This window comes from Idiomarina sp. OXR-189, assembly GCF_034373425.1.
Lineage (GTDB): Bacteria > Pseudomonadota > Gammaproteobacteria > Enterobacterales > Alteromonadaceae > Idiomarina > Idiomarina zobellii.
This window is the reverse complement of the sequence record NZ_CP139706.1, coordinates 1,238,540-1,256,677: the sequence shown is the minus strand read 5'-3', so window position 1 is coordinate 1,256,677 and position 18,138 is coordinate 1,238,540. Positions and strand designations below refer to the sequence as shown.

Genomic DNA, 18,138 nt, shown 5'->3' with positions numbered 1-18,138 from the left:
AGAAACATTCAATAGATAAAAACAAAATTAGCTTTTCACTGTAATTAATTTAAAATAAAACCCGATAAATTCACAAAAACATTAAATAACCATGAAAAAATCAGCGCAAAATTATCAAATCGACAATTTGGATAAAAACATACTGTCAGAGCTTATGAACGACGCTCGCAAAGCTTATAGCGAAATTGCCAAACGCTACAAAGTGAGCCCGGCAACCATTCATGTTCGTGTCGAAAAAATGCGCGCTGCGGGGATTATTAAAGGCACCCACTTAGCCGTTAATCCTAAAGCTCTAGGCTATGAAGTCTGCTGTTTTATTGGCATTACCTTGCGTCAGGCGGGTGATTACCCCTCGGCTATTGCTAAGCTGGAAAAATTAGAGGAAGTCATTGAAGCACACTACACCACCGGTCAGTACAACGTGTTCATCAAAATACTGACTCGTTCAATAGAGGACTTACAAAACATTCTTATTAACCGCATTCAGGCCATACCGGAAATACAATCAACTGAAACACTTATTTCTTTGCAGCAGCCTATAAAGCGAGACTTGCAACCTTAACCTGTCCGGTCATTTACCTCAGGAATGAAACGAAACACCGAAAAAGAAGCGCTTATACACCAGTATCTGTTAGGGTAAAGTCACTGATAATAGTAACTAGAATAAAGAAGGAAGCCCGTATGTTACGAAAGTGCATTCGTTACGTCAGTGCGCTTACGGTCGCTATCGTTGCTGTGCCCTCGATTGCTGCCGCTGAGAACCTGTCGTACTACTTACCTGCAGATGTCAGTTATGACGAAAGCATAACCAAGCCTAAAGAAGCGCTGGGTTATAACGTTGGCGACTGGCACGCGCGCCCAGAGCAAATTGTTAACTACATGAAGCAACTGGCAAAAGAGTCTGATCGCATTACCTTTGAAGAAACTGGCCGCACTCACGAACAGCGCCCGTTGGTTTTGCTGACAGTCACTTCGCCTGACAACCATAAAAATATTGATGACGTCCGCGAGCGCCACTTAGCGGCGGCTGACACTTCGCGTGATGCCGACCCTGACGATACACCATTAGTGCTTTACATGGGTTACAGTATTCACGGTGATGAGTCCAGTGGCAGTAACGCCGCTATTTTATTGGCTTATTACCTGGCGGCAGCGCAAGGTGAAGAAATAGAGGCCGTTCTAAAAGACTCAGTAGTACTTTTAGACCCTGCGTTTAACCCTGACGGCTTGGCGCGTTTTGCACAATGGGCAAATCAGCATAAAAGCCAAAACCTGGTCGCAGACCCGCAAAGTCGTGAACACGTACAACCCTTTATACGCGGTCGCGTTAACCATTATTGGTTTGATATGAACCGTGACTGGTTGCTGTTGCAACACCCTGAGTCACGCGCTCGTATTGCTAACTTCCAGAAGTGGAAGCCAAACGTGCTCACCGATTACCACGAGATGGGAACCAACAGTACGTTTTTCTTCCAGCCGGGTATCCCGTCGCGCAAAAATCCGCTGACGCCCGATGAAAATGTGCGTTTAACTGAGATTTTAGCGGCTGAGCATGCGGACTCGTTGGATGATATTGGCAGCCTTTACTACACCGAAGAGTCATTCGATGACTTTTATTACGGCAAAGGTTCTACTTACCCTGATATCCAGGGCGCCGTTGGTATTTTGTTTGAGCAGGCGTCAAGCCGTGGTCACTTGCAAGACTCCGTAAACGGTGAAGTTGCCTTCCCATTTACTATTCGCAATCAGTTTGTGGCGTCACTTAGCACCATTTATGGCGCTCATAAAAACAAAGCGCGTTTTATAAGCTTCCAGGAACAGGCTTATGACAACGCATTAGAAGCAGCGGCTAGCCAGAACTTCGACGGCTACCTTGTCGGCGATGCTACCGATGCGTCTCGCCTGCAAGGCTTTATCGATATTCTTCAACAACATGGTATTGAAGGCTATCGCGTTGAAAAAGATATCGAAAAAGACGGACAAGTCTACAAAGCAGGTAAAAGCTATTATATTCCGGCTGAGCAAGACCAGTTTGGCCTTATTCAGGGTATCTTTAGCACTCGTAAAGACTTCCCGGATAATACTTTCTACGATGTTTCAGGCTGGACCTTAGCTCACGCTTTTAACCTGCCGTTTACAACACACCGTGGACGTATTCAAATTGCTGATGCAGCCTGGGATGCTCCGGTTAAGCAACAAACGACACTGGAAGACGCCTACGCTTATGCCTTTAGCTGGGACGACTACAAAGCCCCGGCGTTATTGCAAAGCCTGCTGGAGAACGACATTCACGCGCGCCAGTCAACCAAGTCTTTCGCAGTTAAAGCTCAGGGCGAACGCAAAACCTTTGAACCGGGTGCCGTTGTTGTACCAAAAGCTTACCAAAATAAAGACTGGCATCAGGTACAACGCATTTTAGCCACTCTGGCTAAAGAGCAAAACGTACAAGTTACATCTATTGGCACGGGGCTTACCCCTGAAGGTGTCGACTTAGGTAGCCGTAATATTCAGCCGGTAGAAGAGCCTAAGGTGATGATGCTAACCGGCGACGGTGTGAACCTGTACGAAGCTGGTGAAACCTGGTACTACCTCGATCGCCACGTGGGTGTTCCTCTGTCCATGGTTGACACAGACCGGTTATCGCGCGTTGATTTAACTCGTTATTCTCACATTATTATGGTCGATGGCTGGTACAACAGTTACCTGTCTGACGACGTCAAAGAGAAACTGAAACACTGGGTACAGCAAGGCGGTGTCATTATTGGTCAGCGTGGTGGCGCTGAATGGCTTTCAAACAATGGATTGTTGCACGCTCGTTACGTCGGTGAAGAGGTCTATCAAAATGCGTTTGCAAAAGAAGGCCTGACGTATGAAGAGCGCGACGACTTCTATGCCGAACAACGCATTGCCGGAGCTATTTTCTCAATGGATGTAGACACTTCGCATCCGTTGTTCTATGGCTTCCCGCGCTCAACCATGCCGGTATTCAAAAGCTCGTTAGAGGCCTTTGAAACACCAGAGTCGCCGTTTGTCTCCGTTGCTAAATACAGCGACACCCCACTATTAAGTGGCTACGCCGACAAACGTAACCGCGACATTCTTAAAGGCAAAACCAACATCGCCGCCCACCGCTTTGGTGACGGTCATGTTATAGCCTTTACCGATAACGTAAACTTCCGCGCTTATTTCTGGGGCACGGCAAAACTGTTGAGTAACGCTATTTACTTAGGCGACCGCATCAACGTTTATGCGAAGCCTCTTAAAGACAAAGCCGCCGCCGATGAAGAAGCGGCTGAGCAAGCTCACTAAGGCTATTTAAGCCCTTTAAGCCTGTCACTGCCTGTCCTCAACGGGCAGTGACTTTTCTCTCAATCGCCTTTATCTTTACATTTCCTTTTCTGGCAAAGCCGAAAATCCTGGTCTACCTTAACTAGTGACACTTAAAATCTCATAAAAAAGAGGTGCTTATGTTACGTTGGGTACTAATATTCTTAATTGTCGCTGTAATCGCTGCCGTATTTGGTTTTGGTGGAATAGCAGGTGCCGCCGCTGAAATTGCCAAAATCATTTTCTACATATTCATCATTCTGTTTGCGATATCTCTTGTCGTTCGACTGGTTAAAGGCCCGGGTAGGTAGTTAAGAGGTTAGACAAACAATTAGACATTGGTCGAATGCACAGTATTATTGAATATGCGCTACACTAGCGTGTGATGTTCGATCAATGTCTTTCTAACCTATAACAACGAGGCTAACGCCATGAACGCTATCGTCATGATGCTTTTGGGTTTGGGCGCCATGTTTCTCGGTTATGTTTTTTATTCAAAATTCATTGCCGAAAAAATCTTTAAGCTCGATCCAAATTTTAAAACTCCTGCTCACGAACTCGAAGACGGCGTCGACTTTGTTCCGACCAATAAATATGTTCTTTGGGGACACCATTTTACTTCTGTTGCAGGTGCCGCTCCTATTATCGGCCCGGCTATCGCTGTAATTTGGGGCTGGGTACCCGCTTTCCTTTGGGTGGTTTTCGGTACTATTTTCTTCGCAGGTGTTCATGACGCTGGCGCTATTTGGGCAAGTAACCGTAACAAAGCTAAGTCTATTGGTAACTTGACCGGTGATGTTGTCGGCAAGCGCTCTCAAACGCTATTCATGATAGTCATCTTCTTGGTCTTATTGATGGTTAACGCCGTATTCGCGACTGCTATCTCAGGTTTGCTCATTAAGTTCTCGAGTTCAGTGGTGCCGGTCTGGGGGGCTATTTTTGTGGCGCTGATTATCGGCCAAATCATTTTCCGTAAATGGATGGGACTTGGAGCGATATCGGTCATAGGCGTTGTTGCTTTATACATTCTTATTTTCGTTGGTCCTTCAGTGCCGCTGGCGTTGCCTGAAACCTTCATGGGTGTCAGCGATAACGCACAATGGGTACTGATTCTGTTCGGCTACGCAGCTATTGCTTCGTTACTGCCAGTTTGGGTGCTGTTACAACCGCGTGACTACATTAACGGTCTGCAGCTGTTTATTGGCCTGATTCTTCTTTACGGCGCTACCTTGTTATTAGGGCCAGAGATTTCGGCTCCGGCATTTAACACCAATACGCCTGAAGGCACGCCGTCCATGTTGCCATTGCTCTTTGTCACCATTGCCTGTGGCGCAATTTCCGGCTTCCACGGTTTGGTTGCATCAGGAACCACCGCTAAGCAGCTGGACAAAGAGACTGACGCCCGCTTTGTTGGTTATTTTGGCGCCATTGGCGAAGGCTCGCTGTCACTGGCAACCATTATTGCTGCGACCGCTGGTTTTGCGACACTGGCTGACTGGGAGGCCGTATACTCCTCATTCGGTCAAGGTGGTGTGGCAGCCTTTGTCGAAGGCGGCGCAAACATCATTAGCCAGGGCATTGGCCTGGAGGCGAATATTGCCGAAACCTTGCTGACGGTAATGGCTGTCCTCTTTGCCGGTACAACCATGGACACCGGCCTGCGCTTGCAGCGTTACATATTCCAGGAATGGGGTGGCTTATATAATATCCGCTGGATGCAGAAAGCCTTACCGGCAACCCTGCTGGCGGTAGGCTCATGCTTAATCTTGGCATTTGGTGCTGGCGGCGCTGACGGCTCTGGCGGTCTGTTAATTTGGCCTCTGTTTGGTACGACTAACCAGCTGCTTGCCGGCCTGACACTGTTGGTTATTACCGTGATGCTGGTACGCTTAGGTCGTCCAATGTACTACACGTTATTACCGCTTATTTTCTTATTAATAATGACGGTATTCGCTCTTATCGTTCAGCTTAAAGGCTTCTACGATAAAGGCGACTGGTTCCTGTTAACGCTTGACCTTGTGGTTCTTGTGGCAGCTATCTGGATAGCTCTGGAAGCAAGTGCCAGCTTGTCAAAAATTAAAAAGGAACAAAAAGCGGAGAAAACGAAAGGGTAAAGAATATGAGCATGAACATTCATTCGGTAAAACGTTGGTTCAGCCGTGCAGGCGAGTTGGTAAACGAGTTTTATAACGCGCCCTACCGCTCTGCCATTGCTCGCGCTAAACGCGACGAAGATGACTTGTTCATGCTCTTGGTTTACTCCGAGATAATGGGCGTGCCGAATCCGGCCGCCTATTACACATTAGAATTACAACCCTTAATGCTCGAACGCTTTCATGAATGGCACAAAAGAATGGGGATGGAGCACTCACCGCTTGATCACTTCCGTTGCTGCTAGTCGATTTTTTCACCCTCCACTAAAGAGCTCGTTGTATGCAGTTATCCAGTAAAAAAATCTTACTTGTTGGCGGTAAAGGTGGTGTTGGCAAGACAACAGTCTCGTCCGCACTTTCCATGTTAGCTGCCAAGAACGGTAAAAAGGTGCTACTGGTATCCACTGACCCGGCTCACAGCCTGTCCGATGTCTTCAATATGGACATTGGTGATCGTTTGCACCACGTTTCTGACAACCTCACGGTTATGGAGATTGATCCCGATAAAGAAGTGAAAGAGCACATTGCTCGTGTTAGCTCGCAAATGAAGCGTTTTACTAACCCCGACCTATTTCCGGAAATTGAACGGCAAATGCGACTGACACAACAGTCACCAGGCGCGCAAGAAGCAGCTATGCTCGAACGCATTTGCAAAATTATTGACCAGGCCGAGCAAGACTACGATTTGCTCATATTTGATACTGCGCCGACCGGCCACACATTACGTTTATTATCGCTCCCTGAAGCGATGGCAGCCTGGACACAAGGAATGCTGCGTTCGCAAAAACGCTCCGAGGAATTCGATAGTGTCTTGGAACACTTATCACCTAAAGCCGGTAAGGATATTAATAACCCTATGGCGGATCCGTCTGACAACGCCAGCGATGGCATGTCAGATAAAACCAAAGCTATTACCGAACAGTTACTCAATCGGCAACGTCTGTTTCAACGTACTCGTCGACTGTTACAAGACCCGAACTACACCGGCATTTTGTTCGTGCTAACGCCTGAACGTTTGCCAATTAACGAAACTCAACGTGCATTACAGTCTCTCACTGAAGAAAAGCTACCGGTTTCAGGAGTGGTCGTGAATCGTATATTACCTGAGTCAGCAGATGGTGGTTTTCTGGCGAAGCGCAAAGAACAAGAGCGAGCCTATCTAGAGACTATTGAGCAGACCTTTGCTCAGTGGCCAAACTTCAGGCTTTATCTGCAAGAAGAAGATATTCAAGGTGTCGATGCCCTTTCAGCATTTGCCCAAGAGCTGGAAAAAAGTGGCTTCTCTGCCTAATCCTTTCTAATTTCTTTCATCGCAGAGTCATCGTTTTGACCTAAACTGCGTATATATAAAACATTTAACGTCCGAAATAAGGAGTAGACGATGCGCGCTGTCGGATACCAACGCTCTCTTCCCATTGATGACCCTAAGTCTTTGGAAGATATTGAAATTGACAAACCCACTGCCGGTGACCATGACTTACTAGTTAAAGTTAAAGCCATTGCGGTTAATCCGGTGGATACCAAAATCAGAATGCGTGCCGAGCCCGATTCGGGTCATAAAGTCATTGGTTGGGACGCCGTTGGCGAAGTGGTTGAAACAGGAAGCAAGGTGAAAGGCTTTAGCGCCGGTGACCGTGTCTGGTATGCCGGTGATTTAACACGCCCCGGCTGTAACGCAGAGTATCAAGCCGTTGATTACCGCATTGCCTCACACGCGCCCAGTACTTTAGATGATACTCAAGCGGCAGCTATGCCACTGACGACTATCACGGCCTGGGAACTGCTCTTTGACCGTTTGCAGATTGATGCGCCCTCACCTCACGAGAAGCGTAACTTGCTCATTATAGGTGGTGCCGGCGGTGTTGGTTCAATACTCACGCAACTTGCGGTACAACTAACAAACGCTACTGTTATCGCAACCGCTTCACGCCCTGAGTCTCAACAGTGGGTCAAGGCCTTAGGTGCACACCATGTTATCGATCACAGCAAGCCATTGGGTGAGCAAATTGAAAACCTCGGTATTGGTCAGGTAACTGATGTCGCTTGCCTCACGCACAGCGAGCAGTACTTCGAACAAAGCATGGCATTTATGGCACCGCAAGGCCGGTTTAGCTTAGTTGATGATCCGGCCGAATCTCTCGATATTCGACTGATGAAACAAAAAAGCATTAGCCTGCATTGGGAGTTCATGTATACCCGCTCAATGTTTACTACCGACGATATGATTAAGCAGCAAGAGCTACTGCAATCCGTTGCAAATTTAGTCGACAACCATCAGGTACGCTCGACGTTGGGTCAGAATTTTGGACCCATGAATGCCGAGAATCTGAGAAAGGCGCATTCGGCGTTAGAAACGCATAAAACGATTGGCAAAATCGTCTTAACTGTCGAGGAATAGTTTTACAAACATACATGAATGTATGTATAATTCTGCGGTATTTAAAAATGGACAAGCTAGAGGTATTTTGATGAAAAAGCGCTTTCAAATTGCGCCGTTATTCGCAGCGGGAATTTTAGCAACCACAGTCTTAACCGGCTGTGGTGACGCACCGCAGCAAGGTCAGCAACAACAAGCTCCGCAGGTCGATGTTATAACGGTAAAACCTGAAACACTCGAGCTAAGCACCGAACTCCCCGGCCGTACTGCAGCATTTCGCGTTGCTGAGGTTCGCCCGCAAGTCAGTGGTGTACTTTTAGAACGAACGTTCGAAGAAGGTACTTTCGTCGAGAAAGGTCAACAGTTGTATCAAATTAACCCGGCAACTTACGAAGCAGAATTAGCCAGTGCAGAGGCTGAAGTACAGCGCGCAAAAGCCGTTTTACGCAGCTCAGAACTTCGCTATAACCGCTTCAAGGAGCTCATTGAAGAAAACGCGGTCAGTCAGGACGAATTCGACAGTGCCGAAGCGACTTATTTTCAAAATAAAGCAGCGGTCGCAGTGGCGGAAGCTCAACTTAAAAACGCACGAATCAACCTTGAGTACACGAAAGTTAATGCGCCTATCAATGGTATTATTGGTCGCTCCAACTTTACCGAGGGCGCCTTGGTTACGGCTTCTCAGCAGGAACCTTTAGTGACTATCAACCAGCTTGATCCTATTTATGTTGATATCAGCCAATCCAGCAAACAATTTATGCAGCTGCAGGCCGATATTCAGTCAGGTCGTATCGAAGCGAATGAGTCAGGCAATGCGCCGGTTCGTTTAAAACTGAACGGTTTAGACTTTGACCAGCAAGGCGAATTGCTGTTTTCAGAGGTAAGCGTTGAAGAAGATACCGGCGCTATTTTGTTAAGAGCCGTTTTCCCTAATCCGGATAAAACTCTGTATCCAGGCATGTTTGTTAGAGCCGCTGTCAGTGAAGGCACTATCAACACTGCCCTGTTACTGCCGCAAAAAGCAGTGACTCGTGATCCGCGAGGTCGCCCTTATGTCATGGTCGTCAACAGTGAAAACAAAGTTGAACAACGCATGATTACTACCGAGCGAGCCATTGGCAGTGACTGGTTAGTCAGTGACGGCGTTCAAGAAGGTGACAAAGTTATCACCTCAGGCCTTCAAAAAGTTCGTCCGGGCGCGACGGTCCAAATTTCGAACTCTGCCTCTAATGAACAGCAGTAAAGGATTCATCAATGGCTAAGTTTTTTATTAATCGACCCATATTTGCCTGGGTTATCGCACTGTTAGTTATGATGGCTGGTGCCATTGCGACCATACAGTTACCGGTAGCTCAGTACCCGACCATTGCGCCACCGGCAGTTGAAATACAAGTCAACTACCCTGGCGCGAACGCGGAAACCGTGTCTGATACTGTAACCAAAGTTATTGAGCAGAATATGACAGGTATCGACAACCTGCTCTACTTCTCCTCGCAAAGTAACTTTGGTAACGCGACTATCAGCCTGACCTTTGCGTCCGGTACAGATCCTGACATTGCGCAAGTACAGGTGCAGAATAAGCTTTCCCAGGCAACGCCACAGCTACCTCAGGAAGTACAGGCACAGGGAATTACCGTCAGTAAGTCCAGTAGCTCTTTCTTAATGGTTTTGGCGCTGGTCGCAAAAGATGATCGCTTTACCCAAACCGATTTAAGTGACTACATTGCCTCCAATATTCAGGACCCTATTGCGCGGACAACCGGTGTTGGTAACGTCCAGTTGTTTGGTGCGCCTTACGCCATGCGTATTTGGGTTGACCCTTCAGCTCTGGTTAACTACGGCATGACCATGGACGATCTTAAGTCGTCGATACGTGCACAGAACGCTCAGGTCGCTGCTGGTGAACTCGGTGGTACACCAGCTGTTGAAGGCCAGCAACTGAATGCGACGATTATTGCGCAAACTCGCCTGTCAGAGGTGTCTGAGTTTGAAAACATTACTCTGAAAGTTATGCCTGACGGTTCTCAGGTACGCTTAAAAGACGTAGCTCGTGTTGAAAAAGGTGCTGAAAACTACTCAATTGAAGCCAATTACAATGGTAAACCAGCAACTGGTCTTGCTATTAACCTGCAAACGGGAGCTAATGCGCTTGAGACAGCTGAAGCCGTTAATGCGCGCATAGAGGAATTGCAAGAGTTTTTCCCTGACGGCATGGAAATGGTGACCGCTTATGACACCACGCCGTTTATCAAAATTTCGATTTCAGAGGTTGCGCAGGTACTAATAGAAGCCATTATTCTGGTGTTCCTGCTCATGTTTATCTTCTTGCAGAACCTGCGGGCGACACTCATTCCTACCCTGGCAATACCTGTTGTTATTCTCGGTACCATGGGTGTTATGGCGCTAGCCGGCTTCTCGATAAACACGCTAACTATGTTCGGCATGGTGCTATCGATAGGCCTCCTGGTGGATGACGCCATCGTTGTTGTCGAGAACGTTGAACGGCTTATGTCTGAGGAGGGCTTGTCACCAAAACAAGCCACCATTAAGTCGATGGGACAAATTACCGGCGCGCTGATTGCTATCGGCGTGGTTATGGCGGCCGTATTTGCACCAATGGCATTCTTCCCCGGCTCAACCGGTGCCGTTTACCGACAGTTCTCACTGACAATTATTACCTCTATGGGTCTGTCTGTACTTGTCGCAATTATTTTCTCACCAGCCTTGTGTGCGACACTATTAAAGCCGGTCAAACACGACAAAAACGACGGCTGGGGTCCGCTAGGTTGGTTTAACCGTACTTTGGAAAAGTGGACAGTTAAGTACACCAACTCTGTCGGTTATATATTACGCCGAACCATGCGTTTCGGGCTTATTTATTTAGGTATTATTGGCGTATTAATTTTCTTATTCACGCGCCTGCCGGCCGCATTCCTACCGGATGAAGACCGTGGTGTTTTCTTAACGCAAATGCAGCTTCCTGTTGGATCAACGCTGCAGCAATCAGTAGACACCATGGACAAAATTGAGAACTACTATCTCAATCAGGAAGACGCCGTTCAGTCGGTATTCTCTGTGGTTGGTTTTAGTTTCTCTGGCCGTAGTCAGGCCAATGGTATCGCGTTTGTTCGCTTGAAAGATTGGAGCGAGCGTGACGAGAGCCAGAGCGTCGAAGCTGTGATTGGACGGGCTTTTGGGTTCTTCGCTGGTATTAAAGAAGCCATGATCTTCGCTTTTAACCTTCCACCAATTCCGGAACTTGGTGTAGCCAGTGGTTTCAACTTGTTCTTACAAGATCGCGGCAACATTGGTCACGCAGGTCTTATTGAAGCGCGTAATCAATTACTAGGCATGGCCTCTCAAAGCGATAAATTAGTACAGGTTCGTCCTAACGGTCTGCCTGACGCGCCACAGTTGCGCATTGATATCGACTTTGAAAAAGCACAAGCGCTGGGCTTAACGATTGCCAGTATTAACGACACTTTAAGTACGGCCTGGGGCTCTGCCTATGTCAACGACTTTATCGACCGAGGTCGAGTGAAAAAAGTTTACATACAAGGCGAAGCGGATGATCGCATGCTACCTGAGGATATCAACGAATGGTACGTGCGCAACAACCAGGGCGATATGGTGCCGTTTAGCTCTTTCGCAAGTTGGGAATGGACGTATGGTCCACAACGTGTCGAAAGTTATAACGGTGTCGCAGCACTTGAAATACAAGGTCAGGCGGCGCCTGGTATCAGTACCGGTGAAGCCATGACCGAAATTGAGAACCTTATTGCTCAATTGCCACCAGGTCTTGGCTTTGAATGGACGGGTATCTCATTGCAGGAGCGTCAATCTGGTAACTTTGCGCCGATACTCTACACCGTCTCTATTGTCGTGGTATTCCTGTTCCTGGCTGCACTGTACGAGAGTTGGTCAATTCCGTTCTCCGTCATGCTGGTTGTGCCTTTGGGGATCTTAGGGGCGGTAATCGCCGTGATGCTGCGTGGCATTTCCAACGACGTATACTTCCAGGTGGGTCTATTGACAACTGTCGGGGTATCGGCACGTAATGCCATACTCATTGTCGAGTTCGCCAAAGACCTACAAGCTCAGGGCAAAGAGCTGCTCGACGCTACAATGGAAGCGGTCAGATTGCGTCTACGCCCTATTTTAATGACCTCACTGGCGTTTATCTTCGGTGTTATGCCATTAGCGTTAAGTGATGGTGCCGGCGCTGCCAGTCGTAATGCCATTGGTACTGGGGTTATCGGCGGTATGATAGGCGGAACGGTACTGGCAATATTTTTTGTACCGTTATTCTTCTATGTGGTGAGAAAAATCTTCCCACCGAAAGAAGTGGAAGAATAGCCTAAGTCAGGCGACCAGCAATAAACTGCCATAAAAAAACCGGAGCACTAGCAGCTCCGGTTTTCTTTTATGCGAGACAAATTGAACTAACGCTTTGTTTCGTCTTCATCTTTTACTTCATATTCACCGTCAATAACCGAACCGTCTGAATAATCACTTTGATGATTCCTCTGCTGACGATAACTTTCCTGCTGTTCATATTGACGTTGTTGGTTTTGATAGTGTTGTTTGGCTTGTTTACGCATACGCCACACTTGCTTGATGGTATGACGCTGACGCCAAAGCACAGGAATCATTAACAACACTAAAATTCCGGCAATCACTAAACCGAAAGCTAACCCTAAGCCAACAATAACAATCAGCAGTAATAACCCAAGAATTCGGGTAAGCCAGTTTCCTGAGGTCGGTGAACCTCCGGTTCGGCTGTTTTGTCCGCCTTGGCTGAAACGTATATAAAGCTTATCTCGTTTATCTGTCATAACGACTCCTACAACTCTCCATCAGTTAAGACAACAAGACAGAATATCTGTTCCAGCCAAGTCATCTACGATTTTACTTGCGCATATCTTGTGTCGCTTTACGGGCAGCTTCAAACTCATTACCTGGTGCCCATTTAGGCCACTCGCGAGAGTTCGCTAACTCTTCACCTACCGCATAAAATAGCGACATGTCTTGCTGTACGCCTCGTAAATCCCAGTTTTCATCAAACTCGTCAGCAGGCTTATGGTAAGCATCGCGATTAAAAATAGCACGCTGCTCTTCGCCCCATTCACGTCCTTTCGTGAAGTGATCATTCCCGCCTTTTGCATACAGCATTGGCACACCTTTCTTCGCGAGATTGAAATGATCAGAGCGATAGAAAAAGCCTTTTTCCGGTGTCGGCTCTGGTGATATATATCTATCTTGGGCCTCAACGTAAGGTTTCAAGTATTCATCCATATTTGAATTACCATAACCGACAACCACCATGTCTTTCATAGGGCCATAGACATTCATTACGTCCATATTAATTCCGCCAACAGCTTTACCCAGAGGTAACAGCGGATTATCGGCATACCAGGCCGAGCCCAGCAGCCCGCTTTCTTCTGCGCCTACCGCAGCAAAGACAATAGAACGCTCAGGACGCGGTTGTTTTGAGAACTCTTCAGCCATGGCCATCAAGGCTGCAGTACCCGAGGCATTGTCTTGAGCCCCATTGTAGATAGGGTCGTCTTCGCGTACCGGATCCATACCTAAATGGTCATGGTGAGCCATATAAATAACGTGCTCTTCCGGATACTTAGTGCCTTCGATATAGCCAATAACGTTATTGGTATCTAAGTATTCGTACTTGTTATTGATGGTCATTGCGGCCTGAATATCAAGCGACTGAGGCTTGAACTCACCACTTACTGCCTGCTCTTTCATCTCCTCCAGACTTTTACCCACAGAGGCAAATAGTGCGTTGGCACTTTTCTCAGTAATCCAGCCTTCAACAGCAGCGCGATCCATGTTTTTGTTGTCACGCTTCAAGTCGAATTTCACTGGTGAGCCTCCAGCAACGACACCCCAGCCATAGCCGGCAGGGCCTGTTTCGTGAATAACAAAGGCTGCTTTTGCGCCTTGGCGAGCCGCTTCTTCATATTTGTACGTCCAGCGACCGTAGTACGTCATTGCATTACCGTTGAAAAGCTCCGGATCGCTCGTTGCGTAACCCGGATCATTGACGAACATAACGACCGTCTTCCCTTCAACGTCCAGACCTTCGTAGTCATTCCAGTCATACTCTGGCGCTACTATGCCATAGCCCACAAAGACCACATCACTGTCGTTTAGATTAACTTCTTCAACAACCCGTGGTGTCCACGCCATCATCTCAGTACGATACTCCATCGACTCCGGTGCTGACTCACCCGAAAAGCTCAACGAACTGACTTTGTAAGGCATTAACTTCACCAAAGGCAGCGGTTGACGGTATGAGTTATTTTCTTCGTCATACGGCTTTAAGCCCCACTCACGGAAATGGTTTTCAATAAAGCTAACCGCTTTCTCTCCGCCTTCTGACGCGGGCGCACGTCCCTCAAATTCGTCCGACGCCAACGTTTTTAAGTAGTTTTTATAATTTGGGTTAAACGCGGAATCTTTAATATCGGCGGCAGCCTTCTCAGTCGGCTTCGCTTCTTCGCTTGCCGGACCGCAGCCGGTTAATACGGTAAGCCCAATTAGGCCTGCTAGTGCGTATTTCATTTCATCTCCTTTTTGTTATATCGTTATTTTTGTTCGTTTTTATTGTTCGTTATGCACGAACCATTCTCGCTCGCTAAAGACACTTTATCGCCCAGTCGAACATCATGCTCTGAAAAGAACCCCGCGTTCACTTCCAAAACGCTCCAGTAAGGTTTACCTGGTGAGTAACTTTTACACTGGCTCGGATCGGTACTTCGGCAAGGGCGCATCGTGAATGTCTTAACAATTTCCCCGTGTTTATTGAGGTAAGCGATATCCAGCGGAATTAAGGTCTGATACATCCAAAAACCACTGTACCCAGGGCGCTCATGGTTATAGCGAAACCACATGCCTTCGTACTCACCCAGTGACTCTCGCTGCATAAGCCCACGGGCTTGTTGAGGCTGAGTATCAGCCAGCTCAACCGACAAAGGCGAGTCAACACCATCCATACATATCGTTGTTTTTTCGAACTCTTGCGGTGCCGGCACAGACCATTGCTGGGCTGCTGCACTCATTGACAGCATAGTGGCAGATACCAGCAAACACCCTTTTATTAGTCGCATTATCGGCTTCCTTTCTTATAGTAAGTCTTAGTTATGACTGATTTTGTCCTATCCCGGCACTAACCGCAATGCTCATTAACTGGAGCATGACAGCTCAGCCGGCGCTTGGCCCGGCTCTGGTGGTAATACCCAGCGAGTATTATTATGGGTTTCATCAAAGGGTGTCATCAGTGCGCTGACATAATCAGTCAGCGGTTTATCGTCGCCCTGTTCAGCCTGCTCAATAACATATTGCGCATGATGAGTGCGTAAAATAACCAGCGGATTCACTTGCTGCATTGTTGCCGTGTCAGGCTTATTGGCAACTGCCTTGCTGTAATCACTCAACCAGCTCTGTCCCTTACTTTTTATTTCTGTCGCTGTCTTTTCTAACGAGCTATTAAGCGCTTGCGAATCGTTATCGAACAGCGCGCCCAACGCCCTGTAACTTAGGTTGTAATCGAGCTGATAAGTTTCCAGAAGCATCAGCCAGCCACTAATTAGCGACCAGCAAGTATCATCATCATCATCGACATGAGTTAACCCAAGCCGTTGCTTCATAACCTTTAGGAATTCTTGCCTTAACACCGGTTCATAGTCGTCCAATACGTCATCAACAGGCGCGTCACCGGCAAATAAACCCAACGCATGAGCAAGTCGTTTTAAGTTCCATAAACCCACACCGGGCTGTTGCATAAAGCCGTACCGACCGGCGTGATCAGTATGATTAAAAATATGGTTAGGCTTATAGGCGTCGAAAAAGGCATAGGGACCATAGTCGAAGGTTTCTCCAGCCAGGCTCATGTTGTCTGTATTCATAACTCCATGCACAAAACCGTACGCCTGCCATTTTGCTATCATCTCAGCGGTCGCGTTAACGACATAGCGGAATTGTTCAGACACAGTTTTGTCCGCCGCACTAGGCCAGAGTTCTTCAATGCTGTGCCGCCAGAGTCGCTTAGCACTGTCTTCTAAGTTTCGGTACAAACAGTGTTCAAAATGACCAAAGCGAATGTGTGTGCGGGCCACTCGAACCAGCATTGCTCCTGTCTCTATCGTTTCCCGTTGAATTCGCCCTTCTGTCGATACCAAGGCCAACGCACGTGTCGTTGGAATACCCAGTGCTTGAAACGCCTCACTGGCTAACAGCTCACGAATAGATGAGCGCAGCACCGCACGACCATCACCACCTCGACTGTAAGGTGTTGGCCCCGCACCTTTTACGTGCAGATCATAACGCTCGTTAGCCGTTATTACCTGACCCACCAACAAACCGCGACCATCACCTAAGTATGGATTAAAATGTCCGAACTGATGCCCTGCGTATTTCTGTGCTACCGGCTCAGTACCCAGCCAGTCGCGGTTGCCGGCAATCCAGTCCGCCAGTTCTTTCGGAGGAAAGTCATGACTGAGTGACTTCCACAAAGCGTCATTGACCCATCGCAATTTTGCCTGACCATCAGGTTGTATTTTTTGTGCGTGACAAAGTTCCGGGAACTTATTAGCAAACTGATTATCGAAAATTAGTGGCATACGTCCTCCTGCGACATCTATTGTTACACAGTCGACGAGGCTTGCATAACTAACAAAAAATCGGCTAAGGTGCGCTAAAAGACACAAACAGCACGGCCTTGGCAGAAAAAGGAGCCACATGCAACTGCAATCACTAAGATGTATCACCGCGATTGGCGGCGGACACGGTCTGGGTCGTGTACTTTCGACGTTGTCGTTTATGAAACATAAGCTGGTTGGAATTGTGGCTACAACCGATAACGGCGGCGCAACCGGTCTTCTTAGAGCTTCTCAGCACTGCATAGCCTGGGGTGATATCCGAAACTGCCTGTCCCAACTGGTAGAGCAGCCGTTAGCGGCTGAAGTTTTGAATTATCGCTTTGACTCAGATTCAGCATTAAAAGGCCACAACTTCGGAAATTTGTTGCTTTATACGCTGGATCAACTCAGCGCCCGTCCACTTGATGGCATTCAGCTTCTAAGCCGCTTACTTAACGTCGACAACCGTATTCTTCCCATGTCGGAATGCCCGACCGATCTTATCGCAACAACCAGTGACGGCATTCAGTGCCACGGTGAAATTCATATCGATAAACTGCCCAACATGCCGCACAAGCTGGAGCTTTCTGGTCAGGTCGAAGCAACTCCTGAGGCCGTTCGCCATATTAAGAACAGTCAACTTATTCTTATAGGTCCGGGCAGCTTTATGACGTCTGTCATGCCGCCCTTATTGGTTCCGGGTATTTGTGATGCGCTGAAAAGCACCCGAGCCAAGGTCGTATTTATTGATAACCTGGTCGACGAGCATGGCCCCGCTGGTGAGTTGTCACTGGCAGAAAAGCTGGAGTTTATGAAGTACGAACTGGGCCAACAAGTTGTCGACCTTATTTTGAGTAACAAGAAAGAGAAAGGGGTGCCAGTGCCTGTTATTGGTGGACTCACCAGCGACACTGACGTTCATTATCGCCACAATACCAGCAGCCTGCTAACAACCTTAGAGCAAGCTGCGCATCAACTGTTGGTTGAAAGCGCTTAACCGCCGTCCGCCGAAATACGTGATGCAACAGCGCCGTGTTGATCTTTATACTTCGCATCATCGCGCTTGTTATAAGGTCGCGCACATTCCTGCCCCAGCGGCTCAAAGCTGATAGCCCCTATTTTCATACCTGGGCGCAGCGCTAAAGGTAACTTTCCGCTGTTATAAAATTCCAGCACAATTTGCCCGGACCAACCCGGATCAATTCGGTGAGCGGTAACGTGCACCATTAACCCTAAACGTGCTAACGACGAGCGACCATCAAGCCAACCGACCATGTCCGCAGGCAGCTGAATAGACTCATGAGTTACCGCTAACGCAAACTCCCCTGGATGAATGAAAAACGCCTGACCATCTTTGAGTTTGATTTCATCACTCATCACTTCATGAATAGCCGCTTCTATCGCCTCGCGCGAACCGCTTATGTCGATAAACGGCGCTGCGTGGTCTTGCAAAACCCGAAACTCATTACCGAGGTGAATATCCAGAGTAACACCTGAAATATCCGTCGCCTTAGGCGCCGGTGTTACCCCTATTTTTCCTTCCGCTAAATGTTGTTCTATTTCGGTATCGGTTAAGCGCATTCTTATTCACCTGTGACTGTTGTCATTATCCTTTCTATAGCGC

15 protein-coding genes are annotated in these 18,138 nt (G+C 47.7%); 10 read left to right on the top strand and 5 right to left on the bottom strand.

The genetic code is table 11. The features are described 5' to 3' along the window. The first annotated feature begins 91 nt into the window (after nt 1-91). From asnC to UM402_RS06150, 9 genes are all read left to right on the top strand, one after another. Nucleotides 92-562: a transcriptional regulator AsnC gene (gene asnC / locus UM402_RS06190; protein WP_058579230.1), complete on the top strand. Its 471-nt coding sequence runs from the start codon at nt 92-94 to the stop codon at nt 560-562. Between the two features lie 119 nt (nt 563-681). Beyond that, nucleotides 682-3,309 (top strand): M14 metallopeptidase family protein, encoded by a 2,628-nt coding sequence (locus UM402_RS06185; RefSeq protein WP_058579231.1) that lies wholly within the window; start codon nt 682-684, stop codon nt 3,307-3,309. 158 nt (nt 3,310-3,467) lie between these two features. Beyond that, nucleotides 3,468-3,638, top strand: coding sequence for a DUF1328 family protein (locus UM402_RS06180; RefSeq protein ID WP_074668909.1), 171 nt, complete (start codon nt 3,468-3,470; stop codon nt 3,636-3,638). A gap of 120 nt (nt 3,639-3,758) precedes the next feature. Further along, nucleotides 3,759-5,441 carry a carbon starvation protein A gene (locus UM402_RS06175; RefSeq protein WP_058579232.1) on the top strand — a complete coding sequence of 561 codons (1,683 nt, stop codon included), beginning with the start codon at nt 3,759-3,761 and terminating at the stop codon, nt 5,439-5,441. Nucleotides 5,442-5,452: 11 nt separating this feature from the next. Next, a complete protein-coding gene (locus UM402_RS06170) occupies nt 5,453-5,725 on the top strand; it encodes a cory-CC-star protein (RefSeq protein WP_058579233.1) in 273 nt (90 codons plus the stop codon). A gap of 35 nt (nt 5,726-5,760) precedes the next feature. Further along, the gene (locus UM402_RS06165; protein WP_058579234.1) at nt 5,761-6,771 is read left to right on the top strand and encodes an ArsA family ATPase; all 1,011 of its coding nucleotides are present in this window, start codon (nt 5,761-5,763) and stop codon (nt 6,769-6,771) included. A 90-nt stretch (nt 6,772-6,861) separates the two neighbouring features. Beyond that, complete coding sequence (locus UM402_RS06160; RefSeq protein WP_058579235.1) at nt 6,862-7,878, top strand: zinc-binding alcohol dehydrogenase family protein; 1,017 nt, start codon at nt 6,862-6,864, stop codon at nt 7,876-7,878. Between the two features lie 70 nt (nt 7,879-7,948). Next, entirely contained in the window at nt 7,949-9,100 is a 1,152-nt protein-coding gene (locus UM402_RS06155; protein WP_058579581.1) for an efflux RND transporter periplasmic adaptor subunit, read from the top strand. A gap of 11 nt (nt 9,101-9,111) precedes the next feature. Beyond that, nucleotides 9,112-12,213, top strand: coding sequence for an efflux RND transporter permease subunit (locus UM402_RS06150; RefSeq protein ID WP_322295465.1), 3,102 nt, complete (start codon nt 9,112-9,114; stop codon nt 12,211-12,213). An 86-nt stretch (nt 12,214-12,299) separates the two neighbouring features. Here the strand turns inward: UM402_RS06150 and UM402_RS06145 are convergent, their stop codons facing one another. The 4 genes from UM402_RS06145 to UM402_RS06130 form a co-directional block, all read right to left on the bottom strand. Further along, on the bottom strand, nt 12,300-12,692 hold the full coding sequence (locus UM402_RS06145) for a hypothetical protein (protein ID WP_058579237.1): 393 nt from the start codon (nt 12,690-12,692) through the stop codon (nt 12,300-12,302). A 73-nt stretch (nt 12,693-12,765) separates the two neighbouring features. Further along, nucleotides 12,766-14,439 carry a M28 family metallopeptidase gene (locus UM402_RS06140; RefSeq protein ID WP_058579238.1) on the bottom strand — a complete coding sequence of 558 codons (1,674 nt, stop codon included), beginning with the start codon at nt 14,437-14,439 and terminating at the stop codon, nt 12,766-12,768. Nucleotides 14,440-14,462: 23 nt separating this feature from the next. Beyond that, entirely contained in the window at nt 14,463-14,984 is a 522-nt protein-coding gene (locus UM402_RS06135; protein ID WP_273269099.1) for a DUF192 domain-containing protein, read from the bottom strand. Nucleotides 14,985-15,059: 75 nt separating this feature from the next. After that, nucleotides 15,060-16,496 (bottom strand): protein adenylyltransferase SelO, encoded by a 1,437-nt coding sequence (locus tag UM402_RS06130; RefSeq protein ID WP_058579239.1) that lies wholly within the window; start codon nt 16,494-16,496, stop codon nt 15,060-15,062. A 118-nt stretch (nt 16,497-16,614) separates the two neighbouring features. Between UM402_RS06130 and UM402_RS06125 the strand changes: the two genes are divergently transcribed. Then, entirely contained in the window at nt 16,615-17,511 is an 897-nt protein-coding gene (locus UM402_RS06125; RefSeq protein WP_058579240.1) for a gluconeogenesis factor YvcK family protein, read from the top strand. Here UM402_RS06125 and dcd read toward each other — a convergent pair. After that, nucleotides 17,508-18,095 carry a dCTP deaminase gene (gene dcd / locus UM402_RS06120; protein WP_053953558.1) on the bottom strand — a complete coding sequence of 196 codons (588 nt, stop codon included), beginning with the start codon at nt 18,093-18,095 and terminating at the stop codon, nt 17,508-17,510. The genes UM402_RS06125 and dcd overlap by 4 nt on opposite strands. Nucleotides 18,096-18,138: the final 43 nt, after the last annotated feature.